Consider the following 26,343-nt stretch of genomic DNA (forward strand, 5'->3'; position numbering starts at 1 on the left):
CCGATTCAGCTGGAGGCGTGTTCCAGGAATTCGGCCGCCGGCATCGGCTTGCCCAGCAGGAAGCCCTGCAGCGAATCGCACCCCAGGCCGGTCAGGAATTTCTGCTGCGCGGTGGTTTCCACGCCCTCGGCCACGATGCGCAGGTTCAGCTGCTGCGCCAGCGCGACGATGGCCGAGATGATGGCGGCGTCCTCGTTGTCGTTGTCCAGCTGGTTGACGAAGCCGCGGTCGATCTTCAGTTCTGTGGCGGGCAGGCGCTTCAGGTACAGCAGGCTGGAGTAGCCGGTGCCGAAATCGTCGATCGAGATGGTCACGCCCAGCCCCGACAGGCGCTTGAGCACCGTCAGGCTGGCCTCGGCGTCGCGCATCGCGGTCGACTCGGTCACTTCCAGCGTCAGGCAGGCGGGCGGCACGTCGTGGCGCGCCAGCGCGCTGCGCACGGTCTCGACCAGGCCGGAATGGGCGAACTGCAACGCCGAGATGTTGACGGCGATGGTCCAGTGGCCCTGTCCGGCGTTGATCCACTCGCGCATCTGGCGGCAGGCTTCGTTGATGACCCATTCGCCGATCGACAGGATCAGTCCGGTCTTTTCCGCCGTGGGGATGAACTGGTCCGGACCCACCAGGCCGCGGGTCGGGTGGTTCCAGCGCAGCAGCGCCTCGGCGCCCATGATGGGGCCGGCGGGCGCTTCGTACTTGGGCTGGTAGTGCAGCACGAACTGGTCGCGTTCCTGCGCCAGGCGCAGGTCGTGCAGCAGCTCGATCTGCTCGTGCGCGTCGGCGTTCATCGACGGCTCGAAGAAGCTGTAGCCGGTGCCGCCCAGGCGCTTGGCGTGGTACATCGCGGCGTCGGCGTTGGTCAGCAGGGCGTGGGTGTCCTCGCCGTCATTGGGGTAGATGGCGATGCCGACGCTGGAGGTCACCAGCACTTCGTGGCCGTACACCATGACGGGGCGGGCGATGGCCTCGATCAGGCGGTCCGCCACGTTGGCGGCATCGGTCGGTTCCACCACTTCGCTGAGCACGATGAATTCGTCGCCGCCGAGCCGCGCCACGGTGTCGTGGGTGCGCAGCGTCTGGCGGATGCGCTGGGCCAGGTCGATCAGCAGGGCGTCGCCGGTATGGTGGCCGTAGGCGTCGTTGACCGCCTTGAAACCGTCCAGGTCGAAGAACAGCACCGCGAAGTAGCCCTTGCGGCGGCTGGCGCTCTCGATCGCCTGCTCCAGCCGGTCTTCCAGCAGGATGCGGTTGGGCAGCTTGGTCAGCGTGTCGTGCAGCGCCAGTTGCACCAGTTCTTCGTTGGCCTCGGCCAGCGACGAGGCCAGCGCCGAGGTGCGGGCCTCGAGGCGGTTGTCCAGCACCGCCACCACCAGGGCGATGGCCAGCACGCTCAGGGTCACGGCGGTGACGGCGATGGCCAGCCAGCCGGCCGAGATGCCGCCGTCCGCCGCCATGCAGATGCTGCCGGCGGGGAAGCCGGCGGCTTCCATGCCGGTGTAGTGCATGCCGACGATCGCCAGCCCCATCACCACGGCCGCCAGCGGCCGCGACAACGCCACCCGCGGGCCGTCATGGCGCAGGCGGTAGGTGATCCAGAGGGCGGCGCCCGAGGCCGCCACCGCGATCACGATGGACAGCGCGAACCAGAACGGGTCGTAGACGATGCCCGGCATCATGCGCATGGCGGCCATGCCGATGTAGTGCATGGCGGCGATGCCCACGCCCATCAGCAGGGCGCCCACGATCAGCCGGCGCCAGGGCAGGTCGTCCTTGCAGACGATCCACAGCGCGAAGGCCGAGCAGCCGATGGCGATGGCCAGCGACAGCACCGTCAGCGGCAGGTCGTAGCCCATCGGGATCGGCAGGTTGAACGCCAGCATGCCGACGAAGTGCATGGACCAGATGCCGATGCCCATGGCGAGCGCGCCGCCGCCCAGCCAGTAACGCGCCGCCGGCAGTCCGTTCGCCGCCCTGACGCGGTTGGCCATACCCAGCGCCGTGTATGACGCCAGGATGGCGACCCCTAGGGATACGAGGACGAGCGAAGGGTTATATGTTCCAACGAGCATTTTTGGGGTCCTGTCCTGAGCGCATACAGCCGCCGCGCCGGCCTCAATTCAAATCAATTAGTAGTCAACAGTTGCAAACGAGCCGCAAGAGGATCCTGCTGTCGACGCTGGCGATTTACGTACTCACTAGTCTGGATGGGGGGTGCGGCGCTGCACTGCAGGCGGTCGGCGAGGTCGGGCGGCTTGCCCGGCTACGCGGCGAGTGGCAGGCACGGCGCGACATGGGCCGTTCAGAAACCAAGACGCGCAGGGCTTGCTGGCCGCGCGTCCGAGGCTAAGGGATGGGTTATACCGAAAACGCGCCTCCAGAAGCTCACCAATCTTCACCTGCGCGAGAGGGGCGCTCCCGGCGCCTGGGCGGCCGGCCCGGGGGCCGGTGTGCAATGCCGCTCGCCGGCCTCAGACCGCCATGGGCGCCGTCAGCGGGGCGTGGTGGGTGTAGCCTTCCAGCGAGAAATCGCCCGGCTCGACCTTTTCCAGCCATTCCGGCTCGTAGCGGCCGGTCTGGGCGAAATCGGGGATGCGGTCGGACAGCACCAGCCGCGGCGCCTCGTGCGGCGTGCGGGTCAGTTGCTCGCGCAGCATCGGCAGGTGGTTCTCGTAGATATGCGCGTCGCCGATGAAGTAGGTGAACCAGCGCGGCTTGTAACCGGTCAGCCGGCCCACCAGGTGCAGCAGCGCCGCGCCCTCGGTCAGGTTGAACGGCGTGCCCAGCCCGACATCGTTGGAACGGATGTACAGGCACAGCGAGATTTCGCGGGTGGTGGCGTTCGGCAGGAACTGGTAGAGCAGGTGGCAGGGCGGCAGCGCCATTTCCTCGATCTGCGCCCAGTTCCAGCCGTGGAACAGGATGCGGCGGTCGCCCGGACGCTCGTGGATGGTATCCAGGCACTGGCGCAACTGGTCGACCGCTTTATAGAGCAGCACCTTGGAGACGCCGCCGTCCTGCAGGTCGGCCACCTTGGTGTAGCCGCGCGCCAGGGCGTCGTCGACCTGGCCGGCGCGGTCCGCGTCCAGCACCTTGTACGCCGGCCACTGGCGCCACTGCACGCCGTAGACCGGGCCCAGGTCGTCCGGGCCTTCGCGGTAGGGGTTGGCCAGCCACTGGGCGTTTTCGTTGGCGTTCTGGTCCCAGACCTTGCAACCCAGTTCGCGGAATTGCGCCGCGCTGCGCACGCCGCGCAGGAAGCCGACCATCTCGCCGATGGCGGACTTGAAGGCCAGCTTCTTGGTGGTCACGGCCGGAAAGCCCTGCTGCAGGTCGAAGCGCAGCGAGGCGCCCGGCATGCTCAGCGTGCGTATTCCCGTCCGATTCTCCTGCCACGCGCCGGTGTCGAGGATGGATTGAACGAGGTCCAGGTATTGTTTCATGGGTACAGAATCAGAAAAGGCTTAGGTGGCGTCGGCGACGGGCCGCGTCAGGCCGCCGCGGGGGCTTCCTGGGTGTCGACGATATCCACCGAGAAGGTCAGTTCGGCGGTCTTTTCGAGCATGGCGGACGCCGAGCAGTATTTCTCGTGCGACAGCTGCACCGCGCGCTCGACCGCGGCGCGCGGCAGGTTGCGGCCGGTGACGGTGAAGGCGAAATGGATGCGCGTGAACACCTTGGGGTCGACATCGGCGCGGTCGGCCTGCAGCTTGACGCTGCAGCCGGTGACGGCGTGGCGGCCGCGCTTGAGGATCAGCACGACGTCGTAGGCGGTGCAGCCGCCGGTGCCGGCCAGCAGCATTTCCATGGGGCGGGGCGCCAGGTTGTGGCCGCCGCCGTCCACCGCGCCGTCCATCACGGCCACGTGGCCGCTGCCGGTGCTGGCGGTGAAGAGCATGCCGTTGGGGCCGCCCCAGTCGATCGTGCATTCCATTTGTCAGTCCTTGTGCTTGAGCGCAGTCAATGGCTGATGATACCCGTTGCGTACAATTCCGCTTGAGAGCCCCGCCCCGCATCAGGGGTGTGCGGCCAATCCAGGAGCCGTCCATGTCCCCCACCTTGTCCCAATCCGGTCCCGCCGCCTTCCTGCGCCGCTCGAATCCGCTGGATGCGCTGCTGGCGGAAGCCGACCGGGCGCTGCGCGTGCTGTCCGGCAGCGCCAGCGCCGGCCGCGCCAATCCGGCCACGGCCGAAGAGGCGCCGGACACCCTGTCGGCGCAGGAAAAGCGCCACGCGGCCGGCCTGATGCGGGTCAACCACGTGGGCGAAGTCTGCGCCCAGGCGCTGTACCGCGGGCAGGCCGCGGTGTGCCGCGAACCCGGCCCGCGCGCCCTGTTGCTCGAGGCCGCCGGCGAGGAAGTCGACCACCTGGTGTGGTGCAACCAGCGCCTGACGGAACTGGGCAGCCGTCCCAGCCTGCTCAACCCGGTCTGGTATGCGGGCTCGTTCGCGCTGGGCCTGCTGGCCGGCTACGCGGGCGCGCCGCGCAACCTGGGCTTCATGGCCGAAACCGAGAAGCAGGTCGAGGCGCACCTGGAAGGGCACCTGCGCACGCTGCCCGAGCAGGACGCCCGCTCGCGCCAGATCGTGCAGAAGATGAAGGAAGACGAAGCGCAGCACCGCGCCAGCGCCGAGGCCGCGGGCGGCGTGCCGCTGCCCGGCCCGGTCAAGGCCGCGATGCGGGCGATGTCCAAGGTCATGACGACCACCGCTTACTGGGTCTGACAGCGGGGCCCGGCGTCGGGGGCGGGCGGTGGCCAGCCCCCTGCATGCCTGCCCATGGGGCATAAAAATGTTGCAATGCGCAAAAATTGCAGCATATTGGTGCCGCATGCACCTTTCCGGTGCAAGGAATAGGGCGGGAATACCCGGAATCATCTAGGGTAAGTCCGCAAGGGGTTTACCCCTTCGGCAATAACCCTCCGTTTTTGGAGGTCATTGCTACATGCGGCTTTGCGGGCGGCTGCCGCGGGGATTGCGGCAAAAATGCAACGCGAAATGCTGCGGTGCGCTGGGCTTAAAAAAATTCTTGCATCGCACAAAAAAACCCGATACTATGCATCTCATCGGATGTTGAAACGCAGTCGGCGCGGTTCAAAAGCAAAACCCCAGCAACACTGAACCCCGACAGCGCAGCGAGCGAAAGCGGCTCCCAACATGCCACGGTTGTCTCCTCCACCCTCCTCCTTTGGTGGATTTAGCCCGAGATCTCACGATCTCGGGCTTTTTTTTAAGCCAAAATAATGCGTCCCTATTTATGCTGGATACCTGGCCGTCAACGCCGGGCGGGGCAGGGGCGGAAGGGCCGCGATCATGCCTTGGCGTGCTCCGCGTTTTCCCTTGGATATTTCGCATGTACAGAGGCGGAAAGCTCTACAATTACTGCATGAAATCCGTATTTCCGCGCGCCGCCGGCCGCGTTGCAGCATCTCCCGCCAAACGGGGATCCCCGCACGTGTCCCGGCCGGAGTGGCGGACGTTACGTTCTGTCCCGGTGATTTGCACTTCCTTATCCCTCCCATATATGGGCGTTACACCTGCCGCCGATAATGGCCGGCCTGTCTCGATAGACCAACCAGAGGTGACCCTGTGACCTGGCTGTACATATGCGTGGTCGCGTTCATGGTGGGGGGACTCATCGTGGCGTCGGAGCGCTGGCATGGCGCCTTCACCGGCGACAGCGATCTCAACAAACCGCAAGCGAACCATTCGCGCGCCACGCCTCGCGTGGGCGGACTGGCCGTGCTGGCGGGCACGCTCATGGGCCTCTTGGTGCTCGGGCCCGAAAACATGACCCTGACCTGGCTGTGGCCGGCGCTGTTCGTGTCGGCGCTGCCCGTGTTCGTGGCCGGCCTGCTCGAAGACATCACCAAGGACATCGGCGCCAGCAAGCGCCTGCTGGCGGCCTTCGCGTCGGCCGCGATCGCCTGGTGGCTGCTGGGCGGCGTCAGCCGCGTCGGCATGGCCCCGGTGGATTACGTCCTGTCGTACTGGCCCGTCTCCCTGATCTTCACCATGTTCGCGGTCGGTGGCTGTACCCACGCCCTGAACATCGTCGACGGCATGAACGGCCTGGCCGGCATGGTCGCGACGCTGATGGCGGTGTCCATCAGCCTGGTCGCGCTGCAGGTGGGCGACGTGCCGATCTTCCTGGTGGCGGCGGCGCTGGCGTCGGCCACGCTGGGCTTCCTGGTCTGGAACTTCCCGTTCGGCCGCGTCTTCCTGGGCGATGGCGGCGCCTACTTCCTGGGCTTCATGCTGGCCGAGCTGGCGGTGCTGCTGGTGGTGCGCAACCCCTCGGTGTCGCCGTTCTACGCGCTGGCGGTGTTGTTCTACCCCGTATTCGAAACCGGCTTTTCCATCTGGCGCCGCCGCTTCAAGCGCGGCGTGCCGGTGGACCAGCCGGACGCCTTGCACCTGCACCAGCTGGTGTTCCGCCGCCTGGTGCGCGTCACCTTCAGCCGCGGCCGCCGCCATGCGGTGCCGGCGCTGTGCAATGCCCTGGCGTCGCCGTACATGTGGGTGCTGGCCCTGATCGGCCTGGTGCCCGCCACCATCTGGTGGGACAACGCCTGGGCGCTCAGCGCCAGCCTGGTGGTGTTCGCCAGCGTCTATATCTGGCTGTATGCGCGACTGGTGTCGTGGCGCCGTCCGGGGTGGCTGCTGTTGCCCTCCGTCCTGCGAGCCGATTAAGTGTTGGGCGCCCCGGTGATTGCCGCCGGGGGCCTAGTTATCCATCACCCTGACCATATTTAAAATGCCGTAATCGCCTTACGGTAAAGGGAGAGTTATGTTGCGTATTGAAGATGTGAAACTCGCGGTCGTCGGCCTGGGCTATGTCGGCCTGCCGCTGGCGGTGGAATTCGGCAAGAAGCGTTCGGTCATCGGCTTCGATATCAACACGCGCCGGATCGATGCCTTGAAGGCCGGTCACGACCACACGCTGGAAGTCAGCGACGCCGAGTTGGCCGAAGCCAAGCAACTGTCCTACACCGCCGACCGTGCGGAACTCGGCCAGGCCAACGTCTTCATCGTCACCGTGCCCACGCCGATCGACGAGTACAAGCAACCCGACCTGACGCCGCTGGTCAAGGCCAGCGAAACCATCGGTTCGGTGCTCAAGCGCGGCGACATCGTCATCTACGAATCGACCGTCTATCCCGGCGCCACCGAGGAAGACTGCGTGCCGGTGCTGGAACGCGTGTCGGGCCTGAAGTTCAACGTCGACTTCTACGCCGGCTACAGCCCCGAGCGCATCAACCCGGGCGACAAGGAACACCGCGTCAGCACCATCAAGAAGGTCACCTCCGGCTCGACGCCCGACGTGGCCGAGCTGGTGGACCAGCTCTACAAGCAGATCATCACCGCCGGCACCCACAAGGCGTCCAGCATCCGCGTGGCCGAGGCCGCCAAGGTGATCGAGAACACCCAGCGCGACGTCAACATCGCGCTGATCAACGAACTGGCCCTGATCTTCAACAAGATGGGCATCGACACCGAAGCCGTGCTGCAGGCCGCCGGCACCAAGTGGAACTTCCTGCCGTTCCGTCCGGGCCTGGTGGGTGGCCACTGCATCGGCGTGGACCCGTACTACCTGACGCACAAGGCGCAGTCGATCGGCTACCACCCCGAAATCATCCTGGCGGGCCGCCGCCTGAACGACTCGATGGGCGGCTACGTGGTGTCGCAGCTGGTCAAGGCCATGACCAAGCGCCGCATCCACGTGCAGGGCGCGCGCGTGCTGGTGATGGGCCTGACCTTCAAGGAAAACTGCCCCGACCTGCGCAATACCCGCATCGTCGACATCGTCAAGGAACTGGGCGACTACAACGTGGCCGTCGATGTCTACGATCCTTGGGTGGAGCCCGAAGAGGCCGTGCACGAATATGGCATCACGCCTATCGCCAAGCCTGACGAAGGGCAGTACGACGCCGTGATCCTGGGCGTGGCGCACCACCAGTTCAAGGACATGGGCGCCGAGGGCATCCGCAAGCTGGGCAAGCCCGAACACATTCTTTATGACTTGAAGTACGTGTTGTCGCCCGCCGAATCCGATCTGCGCTTGTAAAGGAGGACGTCGCATGACTACACGCTTTGAATCCGTCACCCAGGAACTCGCCGCCACGCCGCGCAAGTGGCTGGTGACCGGCTGCGCCGGCTTCATCGGCTCCAATCTGCTGGAGACCCTGCTGAAGCTGAACCAGACCGTCACCGGCCTGGACAACTTCGCCACCGGCCACCAGCGCAACCTGGACGAGGTGAAGGCCTCGGTCACGCCCGAGCAATGGGCGCGGCTGACCTTCATCGAGGGTGATATCCGCGATCTCGAGGCTTGCCGTCGCGCGGTTCAAGGCGTGGACTTCGTGCTGCACCAGGCGGCGCTGGGTTCGGTGCCGCGTTCATTGAAAGACCCGATCACCACCAACGAGGTGAACATCGGCGGTTTCCTGAACATGCTGGTCGCCGCGCGCGACGCCGAGGTCAAGTCGTTCGTCTATGCGGCGTCCAGCTCGACCTACGGTGACCACCCGGCCCTGCCCAAGGTCGAAGAGAACATCGGCAATCCGCTGTCGCCCTACGCCGTCACCAAGTTCGTCAACGAGCTGTACGCCGACGTGTTCGCGCGTTCCTACGGCTTCGAGACCGTCGGCCTGCGCTATTTCAACGTCTTCGGCAAGCGCCAGGACCCGGACGGCGCCTATGCGGCGGTGATCCCGAAGTGGACCGCGGCGATGATCAAGGGCGAAGACGTCACCATCAACGGCGACGGCGAGACCAGCCGCGATTTCTGCTTCGTCGAGAACGCGGTCCAGGCGAACATCCTGGCGGCCATGGCGCCGCCCGAAGCCCGCAACCAGGTCTACAACGTGGCCGTCAGCGGCCGCAGCACCCTGAACGACCTGTTCGGTTTCCTGGTGCGGGCGCTGGGCAACCAGGACGTGGCCTACGGCAAGCAGCCGGTCTACGGCGATTTCCGCGCGGGCGATGTGCGCCATTCGCAGGCGGACGTCAGCAAGGCTGGCCGCCTGCTGGGCTACGAGCCCACGCACACCGTGCTGCAGGGCCTGGAAGTGGCGATGCCCTGGTACACGCAATTCCTGCGTTGATTTGAAAGCACTCATCCGCAAACTCGGCAGCATCCACCCGGACCACCAACGCATTTTCAAAGGTGCGTTCCGGGTGGCGGTGTTTCTGCTGCTGGGCAAGGCCGCCGGCGCCATCAAGGAGATGGCGGTGGCGTACCGCTACGGCGTCAGCGACGCCGTGGACGCCTATCAGTTCACGATGACCATGGCCACCTGGCTGCCGGTCACGATCGTGGGCGTGCTGTCGGTGGTGCTGATTCCGGTGCTGGTGCGGCTGCGCCGCGCCGAGGACGCCGAACGCGAACAATTCATCCGTGAACTGCAGGGCTGGGTGGCGGCCGCGGGCATCGCGCTGGCCGCCTTGACCTGGTTCGCCTGGCCCAAGGTGCTGGGCGCGCTGGGCCAGGGGCTGTCGGCCCGGGTCGGCGAGATGACGGGCGAACTGCTGCTGGCCTTCGCGCCGGTCGCGGCCCTGTTGCTGGTCGCCGGCATCAGCGCCGCGCGGCTGCGTTCGCACGAGCGCCACGTCAATACGCTGCTGGACAGCGTGCCGGCGGTGGCGACGCTGGCGTGGGTGATGCTGGCGGCCAGCGCCGAGAGCGTCGGTCCGCTGCTGTGGGGCACGCTGGTGGGCTACGCGATCCAGACCGTGTGGCTGGCCTGGCTGGCCGCGCGCGCCGACGGCGGTTTCTGGGGCGCCCCGAAACTGACTTTGCGATCGCCGCACTGGCCCGAATTGATGAGCGCCGCGGGCGTGATGCTGATCGGCCAGGTGGCCATGAGCTTTGTCGGCCCGCTGGACCAATACGCCGCCGCCAACCTGGGCGCCAATGCCAACGCCACGCTGGGCTACGCCAGCCGGCTGCTGTCGCTGCTGCTGGGCATCGGCGCGGTGTCGGTCGGCCGCGCGGCGCTGCCGGTGCTGGCCGACGTGCAGGCGCGCGGCGACAGCGCGCGCGCGCGCGGCATGGCGTTGAAATGGTCGGTGCTGATGGTGGTGGCCGGCGCCGTCGCGGTGGCCGTGGGCTGGGTGCTGGCGCCGTGGGGCGTGTCGGTGCTGTTCCAGCGCGGCGCCTTCACCGCCGAGAATACCGAGGCCGTGGCGCACGTGCTGCGCTGGGGCCTGTTGCAGCTGCCGTTCTATTTCGGCGTGCTGATCCTGGTGCAGTTGCTGGCCAGCCAGAACCGCTACCGCATCATGGCCGCCATCGCGGTCGGCAATTTCGCGTTGAAAGCCGCGCTCAATACGGTGCTGGCGCCGAAGATGGGCGCCGCGGGCATCATGCTGGCCACCAGCCTGATGTACGTGCTGTCCTATGCCTGCTATCTGGTGGTGGCCCTGCGCCGCGCCGAACCCAAAGAGGCCGCCTGAATGCCCGCCGTTCCCGACTCCGGCCGCCCGTTGCGCGTGCTGCTGTTCATCCATTCGCTGCACGGCGGCGGCGCCGAACGGGTCGCCGCCGACCTGAGCGCGCATTGGGCCGGCATGGGCCGCGAGGTCATGGTGGTGACGCAGGCGAGCGCCGACGGCGACGTCTACACCCTACATCCGAAGGTGCGGCGCGAGGTGCTGCACACGGCGGGCGAGGGCGGCGGCCTGCGCGGCATCTGGAGCAATGTGCAGCGCGTGCGCGCGTTGCGGCGCGTGATCAAGGCGTTCCGCCCCGACATCGTGCTGGGCATGATGACCACGGCATCGGTGCTGTCGGTGCTGGCGTGCACCGGCCTGTCGTGCCGGGTCGTCGCCACCGAACACACCCATCCGCCGTCGCAGACCTTGTCGGGCTTCTGGCAGCGCCTGCGCCGCCTGACCTATCCGCGCGCCGCGCGGGTGGTGGCGCTGACCCGCGGCACCGCGCAATGGATCGAGCAGCATGTGCCGGGTTCGCGGCTGGCGGTGATCCCCAATCCGGTGCATTGGCCGCTGCCCAAGGGCGAACCGATGCTGGCGCCGCCGTCGGGCGACGGCCGCAAGCGCCTGCTGGCGGTGGGGCGGCTGCATGCGGACAAGGGCTTCGACCTGCTGTTGCAGGCCTATGTCCGGCTGGCGCCGTCGCATCCGGACTGGGATCTGGTTATCCTGGGCGAGGGCGACGAGCGCCGCGCGCTGGAAGCGCAGGTGCGCGAGGCCGGCCTGCAGGATCGCGTCAGCCTGCCGGGACGCGCGGGCAACGTGGGCGATTGGTACCAGGGCGCCGACCTGTACGTGCTGACGTCGCGCTTCGAGGGCTTGTCCAATACCTTGCTGGAATCGATGGCCAGCGGCCTGGCCGCGGTGGCATTCGATTGCGATACCGGGCCGCGCGAGATCGTGCGCGAGGGGGTCGACGGCGTGCTGGTGCGGCCCAATGGCGACGTCGACGCGCTGTGCCGCGAACTGGATGCGGTGATGGGCGACGCGGCCCTGCGCCAGCGCATGGCCGAAGCGGCCACGGCGGTGCGCGAGCGTTTCTCCGCCGAGCGGGTGCTGGGCCAATGGAAAGAACTTTTTGACGGTGTGCGTGCGTCGGGCCGCTAGGCCGCGCCACACCGTTGCTGCGGTGACCACGAGAACCTGAAATCATGTGTGGAATTGTCGGAATTTGGGGCCCCCTGGGTGGCAAGGCGCAAGTGCTGGCGGAAAGCTGCCGCCGCATCCGTCACCGCGGGCCGGACAGCAACGGCTTCTGGGAAGACACCGGCGCCGAGCTGGCGCTGGCGCACGTGCGCCTGGCGATCCAGGACCTGACCGAAGCCGGCCATCAGCCGATGGTGTCCGCCTGCGGCCGCTACGTGATGGTGTTCAACGGCGAGATCTACAACCACATGGACATGCGCCAGCAGCTCGAGGCCTCGGGCCTGGCGCCGTCCTGGCGCGGCCATTCGGATACCGAGACCCTGCTGGCGGGCTTTACCGCGCTGGGCATCGAGGCCACGTTGCAGGCCTCGGTCGGCATGTTCGCCATCGCACTGTGGGACCGCGCCTCGCGCAAGCTGGTGCTGGCGCGCGACCGCATGGGCGAAAAGCCGCTGTACTACGGCTACTCGGGCGCCGAGCTGGTGTTCGCCTCCGAGCTCAAGGGCCTGATGCCGATCCCCGGGTTCGGCCGCAACCTGAACCGCAATGCGTTGGCGTCGTTCATGCGGCACAACTACATTCCGGCGCCGCAATCCATCTACGAAGGCATCGCCAAGCTGCCGCCGGGCACCTGGATCGAATTCACCGCCGACGACACCCGCAGCCGCCGCATGCCGGAGCCGCGCGTGTACTGGTCGGCGCGCGAAGCCGCCGACACCGCGGCGCAATCGCTGCTGTCGTTCGATTCCGACGCGCAGGCGACCGACGCGCTCGAAGGCGTGCTGTCCAAGGCCGTGGGCGGCCAGATGCTGTCCGACGTCAGCCTGGGCGCCTTCCTGTCGGGCGGCATCGACTCGTCCACCATCGTCTCGCTGATGCAGTCGCAGAGCTCGCAGCCGGTGCGCACCTTCGCCATCGGTTTCCATGAAAAAGGCTACGACGAGGCGCAGCACGCCAAGGCGGTGGCCATGCACCTGGGCACCGACCACACCGAGCTGTACGTCACCGCCGACGACGCGCTGGCGGTGGTGCCGGGGCTGGCCGACATGTACGACGAACCGTTCGCCGATTCGTCGCAGATCCCGACCTCGCTGGTGACGCGCATGGCGCGCCAGCACGTCACCGTGGCCCTGTCCGGCGACGGCGGCGACGAACTGTTCGGTGGCTACTCGCGCTATTTCCGCGTCAACAACTGGTGGCAGAAGTTCGAGCGCGTGCCGTCGCTGCTGCGCACGCCGGCCGGCGCGCTGCTCAGCGCCTCGACCCACCTGCCGGGGCGCGGCGCCTGGCGCGGCAAGGTCGGCAAGCTGGGCGAGCTGCTGCGCGCCGACAGCCGCGGCGATTTCTACCGCCTGTTCGTGTCGTACTGGTCGGACCCGGCCCGCGTGGTCAAGGGCGGCGTGGAACCCGTGTCCGAATTCGCGCAGGCCATGCGCGGCTCGACCTTCGAGTCCATGATGAAGCTCGACACGGTGACCTACCTGCCGGACGACATCCTGGTGAAGGTGGACCGCGCCGCCATGGCGGTGAGCCTGGAGACCCGCGTGCCGCTGATCGACCACCGGGTCTACGAATTCGCCTGGAGCCTGCCGCACCAGTACAAGGTGCGCGGCGCCACCGGCAAGTGGCTGTTGCGCCAGGTGCTGTACCGCCATGTGCCGCAGGCGCTGGTCGACCGCCCCAAGCGCGGCTTCGCCGTGCCGCTGGCATCCTGGCTGCGCGGACCGCTGCGCGACTGGGCCGAGGCGCTGCTGGATCCGGCGCGCCTGCGCCAGGAAGGCTGGTTCGAGCCCGAACCCATCCTGCGCAAATGGCGCGAGCACGTGTCCGGGCACCGCAATTGGGATAGCCATCTGTGGGGCGTGCTGATGATGCAGGCCTGGCTGGACCGCTACCGCGCCGGTGGCGAACAGGGAGGATCGGTTGGGAGTCGCTGACGAATGAAGATACTGATGCTGGTCAGTTCCATGCACGCCGGCGGCGCAGAGCGCGTGGCCGCCACGCTGGTCAATGCGTGGGCCGAACGCGGTGACGACGTCACCCTGACGCCGACCTATTCGTCCAAGGGCACCTGCTTCTACCCGCTGTCGGACAAGGTCAAGCTGGACTGGCTGGCGGACCTGGCGGGTACCCGCGTGTCGGGGCCGATGGCCGCGTTCAAGCGCCTGCTGACGCTGCGCCGCCACATCCGCGACACCGCGCCGGACGTGGTGGTGTCGTTCCTGACCAACGTCAACGTGGCCGCCATCCTGGCCACCCGCGGCCTGCGCGTGCCGCTGATCGTCTGCGAGCGCACCAACCCGGTTGCCGAGACCACCACCGGCACGGTCTGGCGCCGGTTGCGCAGGCTGCTGTATCCGCGCGCCGACATGGTGACGGTGCAGGCGGCCGACACGGCCGGCCCGTTCTCGCGCCAGGTGCCGGGCATCAAGCGCCTGGCCGTGATTCCCAACCCCTTGCCCGCGCCGCTGCTGGACGCGCCGCTGGTGCCGCAGCATGACGATGGCGCGCCGCGCACGCTGCTGGCGATGGGGCGCCTGGTGACCGACAAGCAGTTCGACCTGCTGATCGACGTGTTCGCGCAACTGGCGCCGGACTTTCCCGACTGGAACCTGCGCATCTGGGGCGAAGGTCCCGAGCGCGGCGCGCTGGAGGAACAGGTCGCGCGCCTGGGCCTGCAGGCGCGGATCAGCCTGCCGGGCCGCACCGAAACGCCCTGGGATGAACTGGCGCAGGGCCAGGCCTTCGTACTCAGTTCGCTGGTCGAGGGCTTTCCCAACGTGCTGCTGGAAGCGATGGCGCTGGGCCTGCCCTGCGCCGCCTTCGACTGCCCCAGCGGCCCGCGCGAAATGACGCGCGACGGCCAGGACGCGCTGCTGGTGCCCGCGGGCGACCGCGACGCGCTGCGCGAGTCGCTGCGCCGCCTGCTCGGCGACGTGGCGTTGCGCCGGCAATTCGGCCAACGCGGCGCCGCGGCGGTGCGCCAGCGCTATGCGCTGGCCAGCGTGCTGACGGAATGGGACGAATTGTTCGAAGCCGTGAGGGAAGGCCGATGAGCGCGGCGACCTTGCGCGTGGTGCATGTGATCGCCGGCCTGGGGCAGGGCGGCGCCGAATCCGTGCTGTGGCGCCTGTCCACCTATCCGGGGCAGGCGGTCGAGCACATCGTCGTGTCGCTGACCGACGAGGGCGTTTACGGCGAGCGGCTGCGCGCCGCCGGCGTGACGGTGCATACGCTGGGCATGCCGCGCGGCCGCATCACGCTGGGCGGCTTCATGGCCTTGCGCCGACTGATCGCCGCTGCCCGCCCCGACGCCGTGCAGACCTGGATGTACCACGCCGACCTGATCGGCGGCCTGGCGGCGCGGCTGGCGGGCGTGCGCGCCATTGCCTGGGGCATCCGCAATTCCGGCGCCCATCTCGAGCGCAGCAGCCGGTCGGCCCGCATGGTGCTGCGCGCCTGCGCGCTGCTGTCGGGCGTGCTGCCCGGCGCCATCGTCTGCGCCGCGCAGGACGCGGCCGAACGGCATGCGGCCAAGGGCTATCGCCGCGACCGCATGGTGGTGATCGCCAACGGCTACGACCTGTCGCGCTACGCGCCCGACGCGGCCGCGCGGGAACGGGTGCGCGGCCAGTGGGGCCTGGCCGGCGACGTGCCGGTGATCGGCTGCGTGGCGCGCTGGGACCCGTTGAAGGATCACGCCAATCTGCTGCGCGCGGTGGCGGCGCTGGTGCGCGACGGCCGCGACGGCGGCCTGCGCTGCGTGCTGGTGGGACGCGGCATGACCGCGGACAACCCTGAATTGATGGCGCTGGTCGACAAGCTCGACCTGCGCGAACGGCTGGTGCTGGCCGGCGCCAGCGACGACGTGCCCGCCGTGATGAACGGACTGGACCTGCACGTGTTGTCCAGTTGTGCCGAAGGCTTCCCCAACGTGGTGGCCGAGGCCATGGCCTGCGGCGCCTATTGCGTGGCGACGGACGTGGGCGATGCCGCCTATATCATCGGCGACACCGGCGTGGTGGTGCCGCCCGAGCAACCCGAGGCGCTGGCGCGCGGCATCGAGACCGCGCTGCGCGAGGTGGCGTCGCGCGGCCGCGGCCGCGCCGGCGAGGCCGGACGGGCCCGGGTGCTTGAGAATTTCGACCTGGCGCGCATGGTGCAAAGCTACGCCGCGGTGTGGCGCCGTCTGTCCGGAGCATCGGCATGAGCGCCGCCCGTCGTCTGCTGTTCGTGGTCAACAACCCGGCGTTCTTCATGTCGCACCGGTTGCCGGTGGCGCAGGCCGCGCAGCGCGCCGGCTACGACGTGCACGTGGCCACGATGGACGGCCCCGCCGTCGCCGACATCGTCGCGCTGGGCATGACCCATCACGTGATTCCGATGACGCGCAGCGGCAAGCGTCCGCTGCAGGAACTGGGCACGCTGCTGGCGCTGCTGCGCCTGTTCCGGCGCCTGCGGCCGCGGGTGGTGCACCTGGTGACCATCAAGCCCGTGCTGTACGGCGGCATCGCCGCGCGCCTGGCGCGCGTGCCGGGCATGGTGGCCGCGATTTCCGGGCTGGGCTTCGTGTTCCTGTCCAATTCCCTGAAGATGCGCCTGGTGCGCGCGGTGGTGGCGCGCCTGTATCGCCTGGCGCTGGGCCATCCCAACAGCCGGGTGATCTTCCAGAACGCCAGCGACCGCGACCTGCTCAAGTCGCTGGGCGCCGTGCGTGACGAACAGGTGGTACTGATTCGCGGCGCCGGCGTCGATCTGGACCTGTGCCAGGCGCTGCCCGAGCCGGCGGCGCCGCCGGTGGTGGCCACCATGGTGGCGCGGTTGCTGCGCGACAAGGGCGTGTGGGAATTCGTCGAGGCGGCGCGGTTGCTGCGCGCGCGCGGCGTGCCCGTCACCATGCGGCTGGTGGGCGGCGTGGATGCCGGCAACCCGACCTCGGCCACGCCCGCCGAGGTCGAGGCCTGGCAGCGCGAAGGCTGCGTCGAGGCGTTGGGCGAACGCTCGGATGTGCCACAGCTGTATGCGGCGTCGCACATCGCCGTGTTGCCGTCCTACCGTGAAGGCCTGCCCAAGTCGCTGATTGAGGCGGCCGCCTGCGGCCGCGCGGTGGTGACCACCGACGTGCCGGGCTGCCGCGACGCGATCGACCCGGACAAGACCGGGCTGCTGGTGCCGGTGCGCGACCCGCAGGCCCTGGCCGACGCCATTGCTCGGCTCGTGGACGACGCGGCGCTGCGCCACTCGATGGGAGTGGCCGGCCGCGCCTTGGCCGAGCGCGAATTCAACATCGAGCGGGTGGCACGCATCCACGTCGAGCTGTACGACACGCTGAGCGCCTGAGTCCGCCTCAGTGGCCCAGTGCTGCGCCGTCGCGGCGGGGGTCGGCGGCGCCATCCAGCCCTTGCGGCGTCACGCGGATCGCGGCGGCGCCGCTTTTCATTTCCACCTGTTCGATCTTGTGGCCCTGCGCGGCCAGCCGTGCGGCGGCGTCCGCCGGCACGCGGCCCTTTTCGACCTGGCTGCGGCCGGTGTTGCCCGCCACGTGCGGCAGCGCCAGCGCATCGGCCGGGCGCAGGCCCCAGGCCAGCGTGCCGACCACGGCCTGGGCGATGTAGTCGACGATGTAGCCGCCGCCCGCCGAACCGGTGACCAGCGCCAGCTTGCCGTCGCGGTCGAACACCATGGTGGGCGCCATCGACGTGACCGGCCGCTTGTTGGGCGCCATGGCGTTGGGCGCGCCCTTGCCATGCGCCGACGAGAAATTGGTCAGCGCGTTGTTCAGGAAGAAACCGTGCGGCATCAGCCACGAGCCGAAGTTCAGGTTGATGGTGGTGGTCATCGACAGGGCGTTGCCGTGCGCGTCGACGATGGCGACCTGGCTGGTCTCGGTGGTGCCGGGCGCTTCGGCGCCGGCCGGCGCCGGCACCCCCGCGAACACGCCGGGACGCGGATGCGTCACGGCCTTGGCGGACAGCAGCGCGGCGCGTTCGCGCGTGTAGTCGGGCGCGATCAGCTGGCGCACCGGCGCCTTGACCTGGTCCGGATCGCCGATATAGGCCAGCCGGTCGGCGCGGGCGATGCGGGCGGTGTCGATCAGCAGATGGTCGGCCGCGGCCGAGCCGGGCGCCAGCGTATCGATGCGGCGCGCGGCCAGCATGCCCAGCTGCTGCAGCACGGACACGCCGCCGAAGCTGGGGGGCGGGAAGGTGCAGACCTTCCATGACAGGAAGGGGCCGCAGATCGGCGTGCGTTCGACCGGACGATAGGCGGCCAGGTCCTGCGCCTGGATCAGGCTGGGATACTTGCCCGCGCCCACGGCGGCGAGGACGTCTGCGCTGAGCGCGCCTTGGTTGATGGCGTCGGGATCGGCCGCGACCTTGCGCAGGGCATCGGCCAACAGCGGATTGCGGACAGTGGCGCCGACCGGCAGCACCTGGCCCTGCGCGTCGTAGAAGACCTTGCGGATCGCCGGGTTCTCGGCCAGCCGCGGCAGCCGCTGCAGGCTGTCGTGCAGATAGGGCGACATCGGGAAGCCGTCTTCAGCGCTGCGGATGCCGGCCTGGAACAGGCTGGCCCACGGCAGCTTGCCATAGCGCTGGTGCGCCAGCGCCATGACGCGCACGGTGCCGGGCACGCCGACCGGACGGCCGTAGCGCGCCACGTCCTTGAGCGGCAGGGTGTCGCCGTTGACGTCGGTGCGCAGGCTCGCGGTGGCGCGCGCCGGGGCCGCGGCCAGGCCGTCCAGGGCCGACAGCGTGGCGCTGCCCTGGTCCCACACCAGCATCAACGAACCGCCGCCCAGGCCGGACGATTGCGGTTCTACCACCGTCAGCACCATCTGCACGGCGATGGCGGCGTCGACCACGCTGCCGCCGCGCTTGAGGGCGTCGAGCCCGGCGGCAGCGGCCAGCGGATTGGCGGCGGCGACCATGCCAGCCTGCGTCTGGGGTTGCGTCTGAGCTTGGGCCTGGGCGGAGGCGGCCGCGCACAAGGCGATGGCGGCCAGGAACCGTACGGTGCTGCGGGCTAGCGTAGGCATGGGGCGCTCCGGGTGGGACGACGGGCCATTATTCGCCCGTCATGGCGTCCTGTCCATAGCGGCCCCGGAGCGGGCGGGCCTTGCCGGTGCATCGCCGGGCCCGCCTCCACGGCGGGTGCCTACCCCGGGTTGCGTCGCGCGATGGCGTCGATCCAGAAGCGGGTGGAGGGGTCCTGCGGCGCGACCTGCTGCGAGGGCGAGTCCAGTTCGCGGATGATGTTCTTGGCCAGGGCCTTGCCGAATTCCACGCCCCATTGGTCGAACGGGTTGATGCCCCAGATCACGCCCTGCGCGAACACCTTGTGCTCGTACAGCGCCAGCAATGCGCCCAGTGTGTAGGCCTCCAGGTGCGGCAACACGATCAGCGACGACGGCCGGCCGCCCGGATGCACCTTGTGCTGCGCCAGCAGGCGCGCGCGCGCCGGATCGGCCTCGACCTGCGAGGTTTCGGCCAGCGCTTCCTCGAACGACTTGCCGCGCAACAGCGCGGCGCGCTGGGCCAGGCAATTGGCGATCAGCAGTTCATGGTGGCGCGCATAGGCGTGGTCGGGCTGTTCGCACAGGATGAAGTCGACGGGCGCGCCCGCGGTGTCCTGGTGCAGCCACTGGAAGAAGGTGTGCTGGCAGTCGGTGCCCGGCATGCCCCAGACGGCGGGGCCGGTCGGCACGCCGGTGGGGCTGCCGTCCGCCGTGGCCACCTTGCCCAGCGATTCCATCTCGAGCTGCTGCGCCCAAGGCACCACGTGGAAGAGGCGCGAATCGTACGGCGCGATGACCAGCGAGTCGAAGCCCAGCACGCTGCGGTTGACGACGCCGGCCAGGGCCAGTTGCAGTGGCGCGTTCTCGGCCAGCGGCGCATGGCGGAAATGCTCGTCCATGGCGGCCGCGCCGACCAGCAGTTGATCGAAGGTGTCGTTGCCCAGCGCCAGCGCGACCGGCAGGCCGATGGCCGACCAGAGCGAATAGCGCCCGCCGACCCAATCCCAGAGCTGGAAGATGTGGTCCGGCGAGATGCCCAGGTTGAGCGCGGCCTCGACGTTGGCCGTCACGGCCACCACCTGCTTGATCGGATCCGCCACGCCGGCGTCGCGCAGCCAGTTCATGGCGACTTCGGCATTGGCCAGCGGTTCGGTGGTGGTGAACGATTTGGACGCCACGATCACCAGCGTCTCGTGCGGGTCGAGGCGCACCATGGCGTCGGCCACGGAATGCGAATCGACGTTCGAGGCGAAGTGCACTTCGCGGTGGATGCCGCCGTAGCGCAGCGCCCGGTTGACCAGGCGCGGGCCCCAATCGCTGCCGCCGATGCCCAGGTGCAACACGCAGCGGTAGCGCTTGGCGGCGTCGGCCTCGCGCACGAACTGGCGCACGCGCTCGCGCTCGGCCAGCACCGCGGCGGCCACCATGGCCGGCGGCTGGGGCGCGCGCAACGCGGTATGCCAGGCCGGGCGCTGCTCCGTCCAGTTGGCGTTGCCGCCGTCGAACAGTTGCGCGCGCGCGGCCTCGAAGCCTTGCTGCTCCAGCAGCTCGGCCGCGGCCTCCTGCAAGGCCGGCGAATGCGCCTGCGCGGTCAGGTCCAGGCGCAGCCCGGGGGCGTTGATCAGTCGCAATTGCTCGCCGCGCCGGTCGGCGTTGCGTGCCTCGGTGGCGAAGCGTTTCCAGGCGGGGCTGTTGAGCAGGGACATGTTCTTAAAAGGGCAGGGAGGCGTCGGGCGCCAGTTTAGCCAGTTCACGCCGGAAGTCACCCTGGATGCGCGCCAGCGCCTCTGCGGTTTGCGCCTCGAAGCGCAGCACCACGACCGGAGTGGTGTTGGACGGGCGCGCCAGGCCGAAGCCGTCGGGATACTCGGCGCGCACGCCGTCGATGGTGACCACGCGCACCGCGCCGGGGAACTGGCCCTGCTCCTGCAGCGCCTGCACCAGCGTGAACGGCTGGCCTTCTTCCATTTCCAGCTTCAACTCTGGGGTCGAGACGTCCTGCGGCAGGGCCTCCAGCGGCGCGCCGGCATCGGCGTGGCGCGAGACGATTTCCAGCAGGCGGGCGCCGGTGTAGAGCCCGTCGTCGAAGCCATACCAGCGTTCCTTGAAGAAGATATGGCCGCTCATCTCGCCGGCCAGCGGCGCGCCGGTCTCGGCCAGCTTGGCCTTGACCAGCGAGTGGCCGGTCTTCCACATCAGGGGCTCGCCGCCCGCCGCCTGCACCGACAGCCCGACATGGCGGCTGCACTTGACGTCGTAGATGATGGTGGCGCCGGGATTGCGTTCCAGCACGTCGCGGGCGAACAGCACCAGCTGGCGGTCGGGCCAGATGATCTGGCCGGACTTGGTCACCACGCCGAGGCGGTCGCCGTCGCCGTCGAAGGCCAGGCCGAGTTCGCAGTCGGTGGTGGCCAGGCAGTGGATCAGGTCCTGCAGGTTCTTCGGTTCGGCTGGGTCGGGATGGTGGTTGGGGAAGGTGCCGTCCACTTCGCAGAACAGCTCGGTGACCTCGCAGCCCAGGGCGCGGAACAGTTTCGGGGCGATGGCGCCGGCGACGCCGTTGCCGCAGTCGATCGCGATTTTCATGGGGCGGGCGAGCTTCACGCCCGAGGCGACGCGCGCGATGTACGCGGCCACCAGGTCCAGTTCGCGGCGCACGCCGGTGCGGGCGGCGGGCGCGTCCGGGGCGCCGTTCATGCGGCGCGCCAGGGCCTGGACGTCCTCGCCATATAGCGCGCGGCCGCCCATCATCATCTTGAAGCCGTTGTACTTGGGCGGGTTGTGGCTGCCGGTGATGGCCACGCCCGAGCCGGTTTGCATGATATGGGTGGCGAAGTACACCAGCGGCGTGGGCACCTGTCCGATATCCAGGGTATCGACGCCGCCCTCCAGCATGCCTTCCTGCAGCGCCTGCGACAGCATCTCGCTGCTCAGGCGGCCGTCGCGGCCCACCACCAGCGTCTGCACGCCCTGGTCGCGCGCGACCGCGGCCAGCGCCGCGCCCAGCGAGCGGGCAAAGCGCGCGTCGATCAGATCCGGCACGGTGCCGCGGATGTCATACGCCTTGAAGACGGAGGAGGGGAATTGCGCGTTGTCGGCCACGTCGGATCCTTATTGTTTGCTACGGCTTGCCGCGGCAGGACCGTCCGGGAGGGCGGCGGCCTGCTGGTAAACCCGGATGCCGGCGCATGCCGGCCCAGGGGGGCGGAGTTGAATTATCCTCCATTGGCCGGCCGCGTGCCGCCCTGATCTGGTGCGCGATGGGGGCCTTTTTCGCCTTGTTCCGGTGCGCCGGCGCAACGGAACCGGACCCTTCCTGTCTTGGCGGCCGATGGCATGGAACTTGCTGGTCATCCGAAGGTGATACGCTTGTCATGCAAGCAGAAAGACCAGAAAGACCGGAGGGGCCCATGGGAGCCAAAGTATCCACAGTCACGTCATCGGGCGGCGCCAGGCGCAGGCGCGGGCCGCCCACGGACTTCGCCGGGCCGGCGGCCGGGCGGGAGCGCCGGCTCGACGTTCATGTATTCGTATCGCCCGAGGGCGAACTGGCCACGGGCCGCGCCTGGGAGCGCTGCGTCTGGCGCGACGCGCGCGTGCTGATCGCCGAATGCCCGGCGCCGCATCTGCCGGCCTCGGTCGAAAGCGCCTTGCGCGGGATCGCCGCCAGCGTGGCGCGGGATCGCGCCTGGCAGGGCATGGGCACGGTGGCCTTTTCGCTGGATGACCGCAGCGGCGTGTTCCGCGTGATCCGCGCCGAGGCCCAGCCGCGTTCGGGCGCCGCCGTGGCCGATTTCGAGCCGGTCGCGGCGCATGCGCTGGAAGTGCGCATCGACGGTTGCGCCGATCGCCACATGCCGTGCACGCACCTGCTGGTGTGCGGCGCCACCCGCGGCGAAGCGCTGCGGCGCGCCTATCGCGCCCTGTCCGAAATGCCCGGCCCCGCCGGCGTCGACCGGGCGTTCCTGATGAACCGCATCGCCTCGCGCGCCTATTGCACGGGCCTGACGGGCACGCGCCTGGACCAGGCGGTCGGCTGAGGCCGCCGCGCCCGCTCTGCCTCTACAATAGTCCGCACTAACCTTGAACAGCGCCCGGGCGCGGCCCGGCGCGATTTTTCCGTGCGGCGCCTATGACCTTGCTGAGCGAATTGCAGTCCCTCCTGGGCGAGTCCCATGTGCTGACCGGCGCCGATGCCGAACCTTTCGCGCTGGACTGGCGCCGCCGCTATCGCGGCCAGGCGCTGGCCGTGGTGCGGCCCGGCTCCACGCAGGAAGTGGCCGATGCCATCAAGCTGTGCGCGCGTCATGGCGTGCCGGTGGTGCCGCAGGGCGGCAATACCGGCCTGTGCGGCGGCGCCACGCCCGACGGTTCCGGCAACGCCGTGGTGCTGTCCACCGCGCGTCTGAACCGGGTGCGCGCGCTCGATACCGACAACGACACCATCACCGTGGAAGCCGGCTGCATCCTGCAGGCCGTGCAGCAGGCCGCGGCCGACGCCGGACGGCTGTTTCCGCTGAGCCTGGCGGCCGAGGGCAGCTGCACCATCGGCGGCAACCTTGCCACCAACGCCGGTGGCACCCAGGTGCTGCGCTATGGCAACACGCGCGACCTGGCGCTGGGGCTGGAAGTGGTCACCGCCGAGGGCGAGATCTGGAACGGCCTGCGCGGCCTGCGCAAGGACAACACCGGCTACGACCTGCGCGATCTCTACATCGGCAGCGAAGGCACGCTGGGAATCATCACCGCGGCCACGCTCAAGCTGTTCCCGCGGCCGGTGGCGTCCTGCACCGCGCTGTTGACGCTGGACAGCATCGACAACGCGGTCGAGCTGCTGTCGCGCGCCCGCGCCGGCTTCGGCGCCGCGCTGACCGGCTTCGAACTGATGAGCGGCGACTGCCTGCAGGCGGTCGTGCGCCTGTTCCCGCAGCAGCGCCTGCCGTTCGAGGGCGCGTCCGCCGCCTCGCCGTGGTTCGCGCTGCTGGAGCTGTCCGACAGCGAAAGCGAGGCGCATGCGCGCGAGCGCTTCGAGACGGTGCTGGGCGAGGCCATCGAGGCCGGCCTGGTGAACGACGCGGCCATCGCCGCCAATGTCGCGCAGAGCAAGGCGCTGTGGCACCTGCGCGAAAGCATCCCGCTGGCCGAGGCCGAGCTGGGCAAGTCGGTCAAGCACGACGTCTCGATTCCGATCTCGGCCATCGCCGGTTTCGTGCACCAGACCAACGGCCTGCTGCAGGCGCGCTTTCCCGGCGTGCGCCACGTGATCTTCGGCCACCTGGGCGATGGCAACCTGCACTACAACGTCGCCAACGCGCCGGGCCAGACCGAGGCCGAGCTGCTGGCGCTGCAAAGCGATATCTACGGCGTGGTGCACGACAGCGTGCATGCGCATGCCGGCTCCATCAGCGCCGAGCACGGCGTCGGCCAGCTCAAGCGCGACGAGCTGCCGCGCTACAAGAGTCCGGTCGAACTGGCCCTGATGCGCCGCATCAAGCGCGCGCTCGACCCGCAAGGCCTGATGAATCCCGGCAAGGTGCTGCAAGCCTGAGCGGGGCGCACACAACCTTCTTTCCATGGGGAACGAGAACATGGCGGCCAGTCCCGCAGCGGGTGCGAATCACCGGATCCTGATCGTCGAGGATGATCACATCATCGCCGGCAATCTGTACTCCTTCCTGGAAGCGCGCGGTTTCCTGCCGGACGTGGCCTACAGTGGCCCCGCCGCGCTCAAGCGCCTGGAAGAGCAGCGGTTCGACGCGATGATCCTGGACATCGGCCTGCCCGGCATGGACGGCCACGCGGTCCTGCACACCCTGCGCGCGGACCGGCGCCTGCCCCTGCCGGTGCTGGTGCTGACGGCGCGCGACAGCCTTGACGACAAGCTGGCCGGTTTCTCCCATGGCGCCGACGACTACCTGACCAAGCCCTTCGCGCTGCTCGAGGTCGAGGCGCGCCTGCTGGCGCTGATCCAGCGCGCCAAGGGCTCGACCGTGGATACGGTGCGGGTGTTCGGCGACCTGTCCTATGACACCCGCAGCCGCATGGTGTCGATCGGCGGCAAGCCGGTGCACCTGACGCGCAAGGCCATCGTCATCCTGGAAGCGCTGCTGCGCGATCCGGGCCGGGTGGTGTCGCGCGAGGAGCTGGAATCGCAATTGTGGGGCAGCGAGCCGCCGTCGTCCGATGCGCTGCGCAGCCAGGTGCACCTGCTGCGCCGCGCCCTGGCCGACGCCGGCTTCGACGGCATCGAGACCATGCACGGCACCGGTTGGCGCCTGGTGACGGGGGAGCGCGGCGCATGAGCCGGATCGCGGGCAGCGGGACCCTGACGCAACGGGTGGTGTGGGCGCTGACCGGCACCGTGGCGTTGTTCGTGACGGCGCTGGCGCTGCTCGCCTACCTGACGTTCGACCAGATGGAAGACGATCTGGTGAACGATATCCTCAACACCGAAATGGACCGCCTGGTGCAGCATGCCCGCACCAGCGACCAGTTCCTGCCGCGCCGCGGCGCCCGCGAACTGGGCGGCTCGATGCGCGCCTGGCTCAGCGTCGACGGCGAGGCGCCCGTCGGCATGCCGGAGGAAATCCGCGGGCTCGACAACGGCCTGCACCTGATCGAACCCGGCGCCTACACCTGGCACGTGATGGTGGCCGACACCGGCAACGGCAAGGTCTACCTGCTGTATGACGCCACCGACAACGAAGAGCGGGTGCACGATTTCGGCCTGATCGTGCTGGGGGTCGGCGCGATCTGCGTGGTCGGGGCCTACGCCCTGTCGCGGCGGGTGGCGGCGGTGGCGGTGGGGCCCTTGCTGGACCTGACCGACCGCCTGTCGACCTGGGCGCCCGGCGCGCCGGACCTGGCCGTGACCCGCGACGACGAGGCCGGCCGGCTGATCGAGGCCTTCAACCGGGTGCAGAACCAGGTCGACCGCTCGATCGCGCGCGAACGCGAGTTCGCCGGCAACCTCAGCCACGAGGTGCGCACGCCGCTGGCCGCGATCCGCTCCGACAGCGAACTGATGCTGCTGACCCAGGACCTGACGCCCGACCAGCGCCAGCGGCTGACGCGGGTGATCGACAACGTCGACGACGTCATCGTCTGCCTGGAAAGCGCCCGCGCGATGGCCCGCGACCAGATGCGTCCGCCCGAGCCGGTCGACCTGTCCGAATGCATGCTGGACGCCTGGCGCGGCTACGAAACCCAGGCCGGCATGGCCGAACTGCGCTTCGACAATTTCATCCCGGCGGACCACATCCGCATCCTCGACCGCTACGCCTTGCTGACCGTGCTGCGCAACCTGGTGCGCAACGCGGTCGAACATGCGGCGCCGGCCACGCTCACGGCCAGCCTGGGCGCCGACGGCGCGTTGCAGCTGAGCGACGACGGCAAGGGCATCGCGGCGGACGACCTGCCGTTCCTGTTCCGCCGTTACTACAGCGGCCGCCTGCGGGATTCGGGGACGGCCGGGCGCGATGAAACCGCGCGCGGCCTGGGGTTGGCCATCGCCAAGCGGGTCTGCGACATGCAGGGCTGGACGCTGACGGTGGACTCCTCGCGCGAGGGGCCGCAGCGCGGCACCCGTTTCACCTTGCGCCTGGACGCGGCGGGGGGCGCGGCGTAGGGCGACCGCGGGGGCGGCGGCAGGGGCTACTGAAGGGGCTATGAAGGGGGGGGCGGCC

Annotated in this window: 20 protein-coding genes; 14 read left to right on the forward strand and 6 right to left on the reverse strand. The window is 69.1% G+C overall.

What is annotated here, in order from left to right:
• Window positions 1-5 precede the first annotated feature (5 nt).
• The 3 genes from AC1HFW_RS24800 to AC1HFW_RS24810 form a co-directional block, all read right to left on the reverse strand.
• Window positions 6-2,069 (reverse strand): putative bifunctional diguanylate cyclase/phosphodiesterase, encoded by a 2,064-nt coding sequence (locus tag AC1HFW_RS24800; RefSeq protein WP_479285465.1) that lies wholly within the window; start codon window positions 2,067-2,069, stop codon window positions 6-8.
• Between the two features lie 399 nt (window positions 2,070-2,468).
• Window positions 2,469-3,440: a thymidylate synthase gene (locus AC1HFW_RS24805; RefSeq protein WP_006391406.1), complete on the reverse strand. Its 972-nt coding sequence runs from the start codon at window positions 3,438-3,440 to the stop codon at window positions 2,469-2,471.
• 47 nt (window positions 3,441-3,487) lie between these two features.
• On the reverse strand, window positions 3,488-3,931 hold the full coding sequence (locus tag AC1HFW_RS24810) for an OsmC family protein (protein ID WP_006391405.1): 444 nt from the start codon (window positions 3,929-3,931) through the stop codon (window positions 3,488-3,490).
• A 113-nt stretch (window positions 3,932-4,044) separates the two neighbouring features.
• Between AC1HFW_RS24810 and coq7 the strand changes: the two genes are divergently transcribed.
• The 10 genes from coq7 (at window position 4,045) to AC1HFW_RS24860 (ending at window position 16,980) form a co-directional block, all read left to right on the forward strand.
• Complete coding sequence (gene coq7, locus AC1HFW_RS24815; RefSeq protein ID WP_162876344.1) at window positions 4,045-4,722, forward strand: 2-polyprenyl-3-methyl-6-methoxy-1,4-benzoquinone monooxygenase; 678 nt, start codon at window positions 4,045-4,047, stop codon at window positions 4,720-4,722.
• Window positions 4,723-5,586: 864 nt separating this feature from the next.
• Window positions 5,587-6,690 (forward strand): MraY family glycosyltransferase, encoded by a 1,104-nt coding sequence (locus AC1HFW_RS24820; protein WP_006391403.1) that lies wholly within the window; start codon window positions 5,587-5,589, stop codon window positions 6,688-6,690.
• A 97-nt stretch (window positions 6,691-6,787) separates the two neighbouring features.
• Window positions 6,788-8,065: a Vi polysaccharide biosynthesis UDP-N-acetylglucosamine C-6 dehydrogenase TviB gene (tviB, locus tag AC1HFW_RS24825; protein WP_241075046.1), complete on the forward strand. Its 1,278-nt coding sequence runs from the start codon at window positions 6,788-6,790 to the stop codon at window positions 8,063-8,065.
• A gap of 13 nt (window positions 8,066-8,078) precedes the next feature.
• Window positions 8,079-9,104, forward strand: a complete 1,026-nt coding sequence (locus AC1HFW_RS24830; RefSeq protein ID WP_241075047.1) for an SDR family oxidoreductase — start codon at window positions 8,079-8,081, stop codon at window positions 9,102-9,104.
• Between the two features lies 1 nt (window position 9,105).
• Entirely contained in the window at window positions 9,106-10,455 is a 1,350-nt protein-coding gene (murJ, locus tag AC1HFW_RS24835; RefSeq protein WP_006391400.1) for a murein biosynthesis integral membrane protein MurJ, read from the forward strand.
• Entirely contained in the window at window positions 10,456-11,601 is a 1,146-nt protein-coding gene (locus tag AC1HFW_RS24840; RefSeq protein WP_241075048.1) for a glycosyltransferase family 4 protein, read from the forward strand.
• 44 nt (window positions 11,602-11,645) lie between these two features.
• Entirely contained in the window at window positions 11,646-13,577 is a 1,932-nt protein-coding gene (gene asnB / locus AC1HFW_RS24845) for an asparagine synthase (glutamine-hydrolyzing) (protein WP_479285466.1), read from the forward strand.
• A gap of 3 nt (window positions 13,578-13,580) precedes the next feature.
• On the forward strand, window positions 13,581-14,696 hold the full coding sequence (locus tag AC1HFW_RS24850; protein WP_006391397.1) for a glycosyltransferase family 4 protein: 1,116 nt from the start codon (window positions 13,581-13,583) through the stop codon (window positions 14,694-14,696).
• Window positions 14,693-15,850, forward strand: coding sequence for a glycosyltransferase family 4 protein (locus AC1HFW_RS24855; protein ID WP_479285467.1), 1,158 nt, complete (start codon window positions 14,693-14,695; stop codon window positions 15,848-15,850). The genes AC1HFW_RS24850 and AC1HFW_RS24855 overlap by 4 nt, the downstream gene beginning before the upstream one ends.
• A complete protein-coding gene (locus AC1HFW_RS24860; protein WP_006391393.1) occupies window positions 15,847-16,980 on the forward strand; it encodes a glycosyltransferase family 4 protein in 1,134 nt (377 codons plus the stop codon). Before AC1HFW_RS24855 ends, AC1HFW_RS24860 begins: the two co-directional genes overlap by 4 nt.
• Window positions 16,981-16,987: 7 nt before the next feature.
• On the opposite strand, the gene AC1HFW_RS24865 is transcribed toward AC1HFW_RS24860, so the two are convergent.
• The 3 genes from AC1HFW_RS24865 to AC1HFW_RS24875 all read right to left on the reverse strand — a co-directional run bounded on the left by AC1HFW_RS24865 (window position 16,988) and on the right by AC1HFW_RS24875 (window position 21,760).
• On the reverse strand, window positions 16,988-18,679 hold the full coding sequence (locus AC1HFW_RS24865) for a gamma-glutamyltransferase family protein (RefSeq protein ID WP_479285468.1): 1,692 nt from the start codon (window positions 18,677-18,679) through the stop codon (window positions 16,988-16,990).
• 119 nt (window positions 18,680-18,798) lie between these two features.
• Window positions 18,799-20,364 carry a glucose-6-phosphate isomerase gene (gene pgi, locus AC1HFW_RS24870; RefSeq protein WP_479285469.1) on the reverse strand — a complete coding sequence of 522 codons (1,566 nt, stop codon included), beginning with the start codon at window positions 20,362-20,364 and terminating at the stop codon, window positions 18,799-18,801.
• A gap of 4 nt (window positions 20,365-20,368) precedes the next feature.
• A complete protein-coding gene (locus AC1HFW_RS24875; RefSeq protein ID WP_006391388.1) occupies window positions 20,369-21,760 on the reverse strand; it encodes a phosphomannomutase/phosphoglucomutase in 1,392 nt (463 codons plus the stop codon).
• Between the two features lie 308 nt (window positions 21,761-22,068).
• On the opposite strand from AC1HFW_RS24875, the gene AC1HFW_RS24880 reads away from it, so the two are divergent.
• From AC1HFW_RS24880 to AC1HFW_RS24895, 4 genes are all read left to right on the forward strand, one after another.
• Window positions 22,069-22,698, forward strand: coding sequence for a BPTD_3102 family carboxylase-like protein (locus AC1HFW_RS24880; protein WP_035359544.1), 630 nt, complete (start codon window positions 22,069-22,071; stop codon window positions 22,696-22,698).
• 92 nt (window positions 22,699-22,790) lie between these two features.
• On the forward strand, window positions 22,791-24,206 hold the full coding sequence (locus tag AC1HFW_RS24885; protein WP_061073285.1) for an FAD-binding oxidoreductase: 1,416 nt from the start codon (window positions 22,791-22,793) through the stop codon (window positions 24,204-24,206).
• A 40-nt stretch (window positions 24,207-24,246) separates the two neighbouring features.
• Complete coding sequence (locus AC1HFW_RS24890; protein WP_241069250.1) at window positions 24,247-24,960, forward strand: response regulator transcription factor; 714 nt, start codon at window positions 24,247-24,249, stop codon at window positions 24,958-24,960.
• Complete coding sequence (locus AC1HFW_RS24895; protein ID WP_006391384.1) at window positions 24,957-26,285, forward strand: sensor histidine kinase; 1,329 nt, start codon at window positions 24,957-24,959, stop codon at window positions 26,283-26,285. The genes AC1HFW_RS24890 and AC1HFW_RS24895 overlap by 4 nt, the downstream gene beginning before the upstream one ends.
• Window positions 26,286-26,343: the final 58 nt, after the last annotated feature.

The organism is Achromobacter sp. ISS7 (assembly GCF_056523125.1).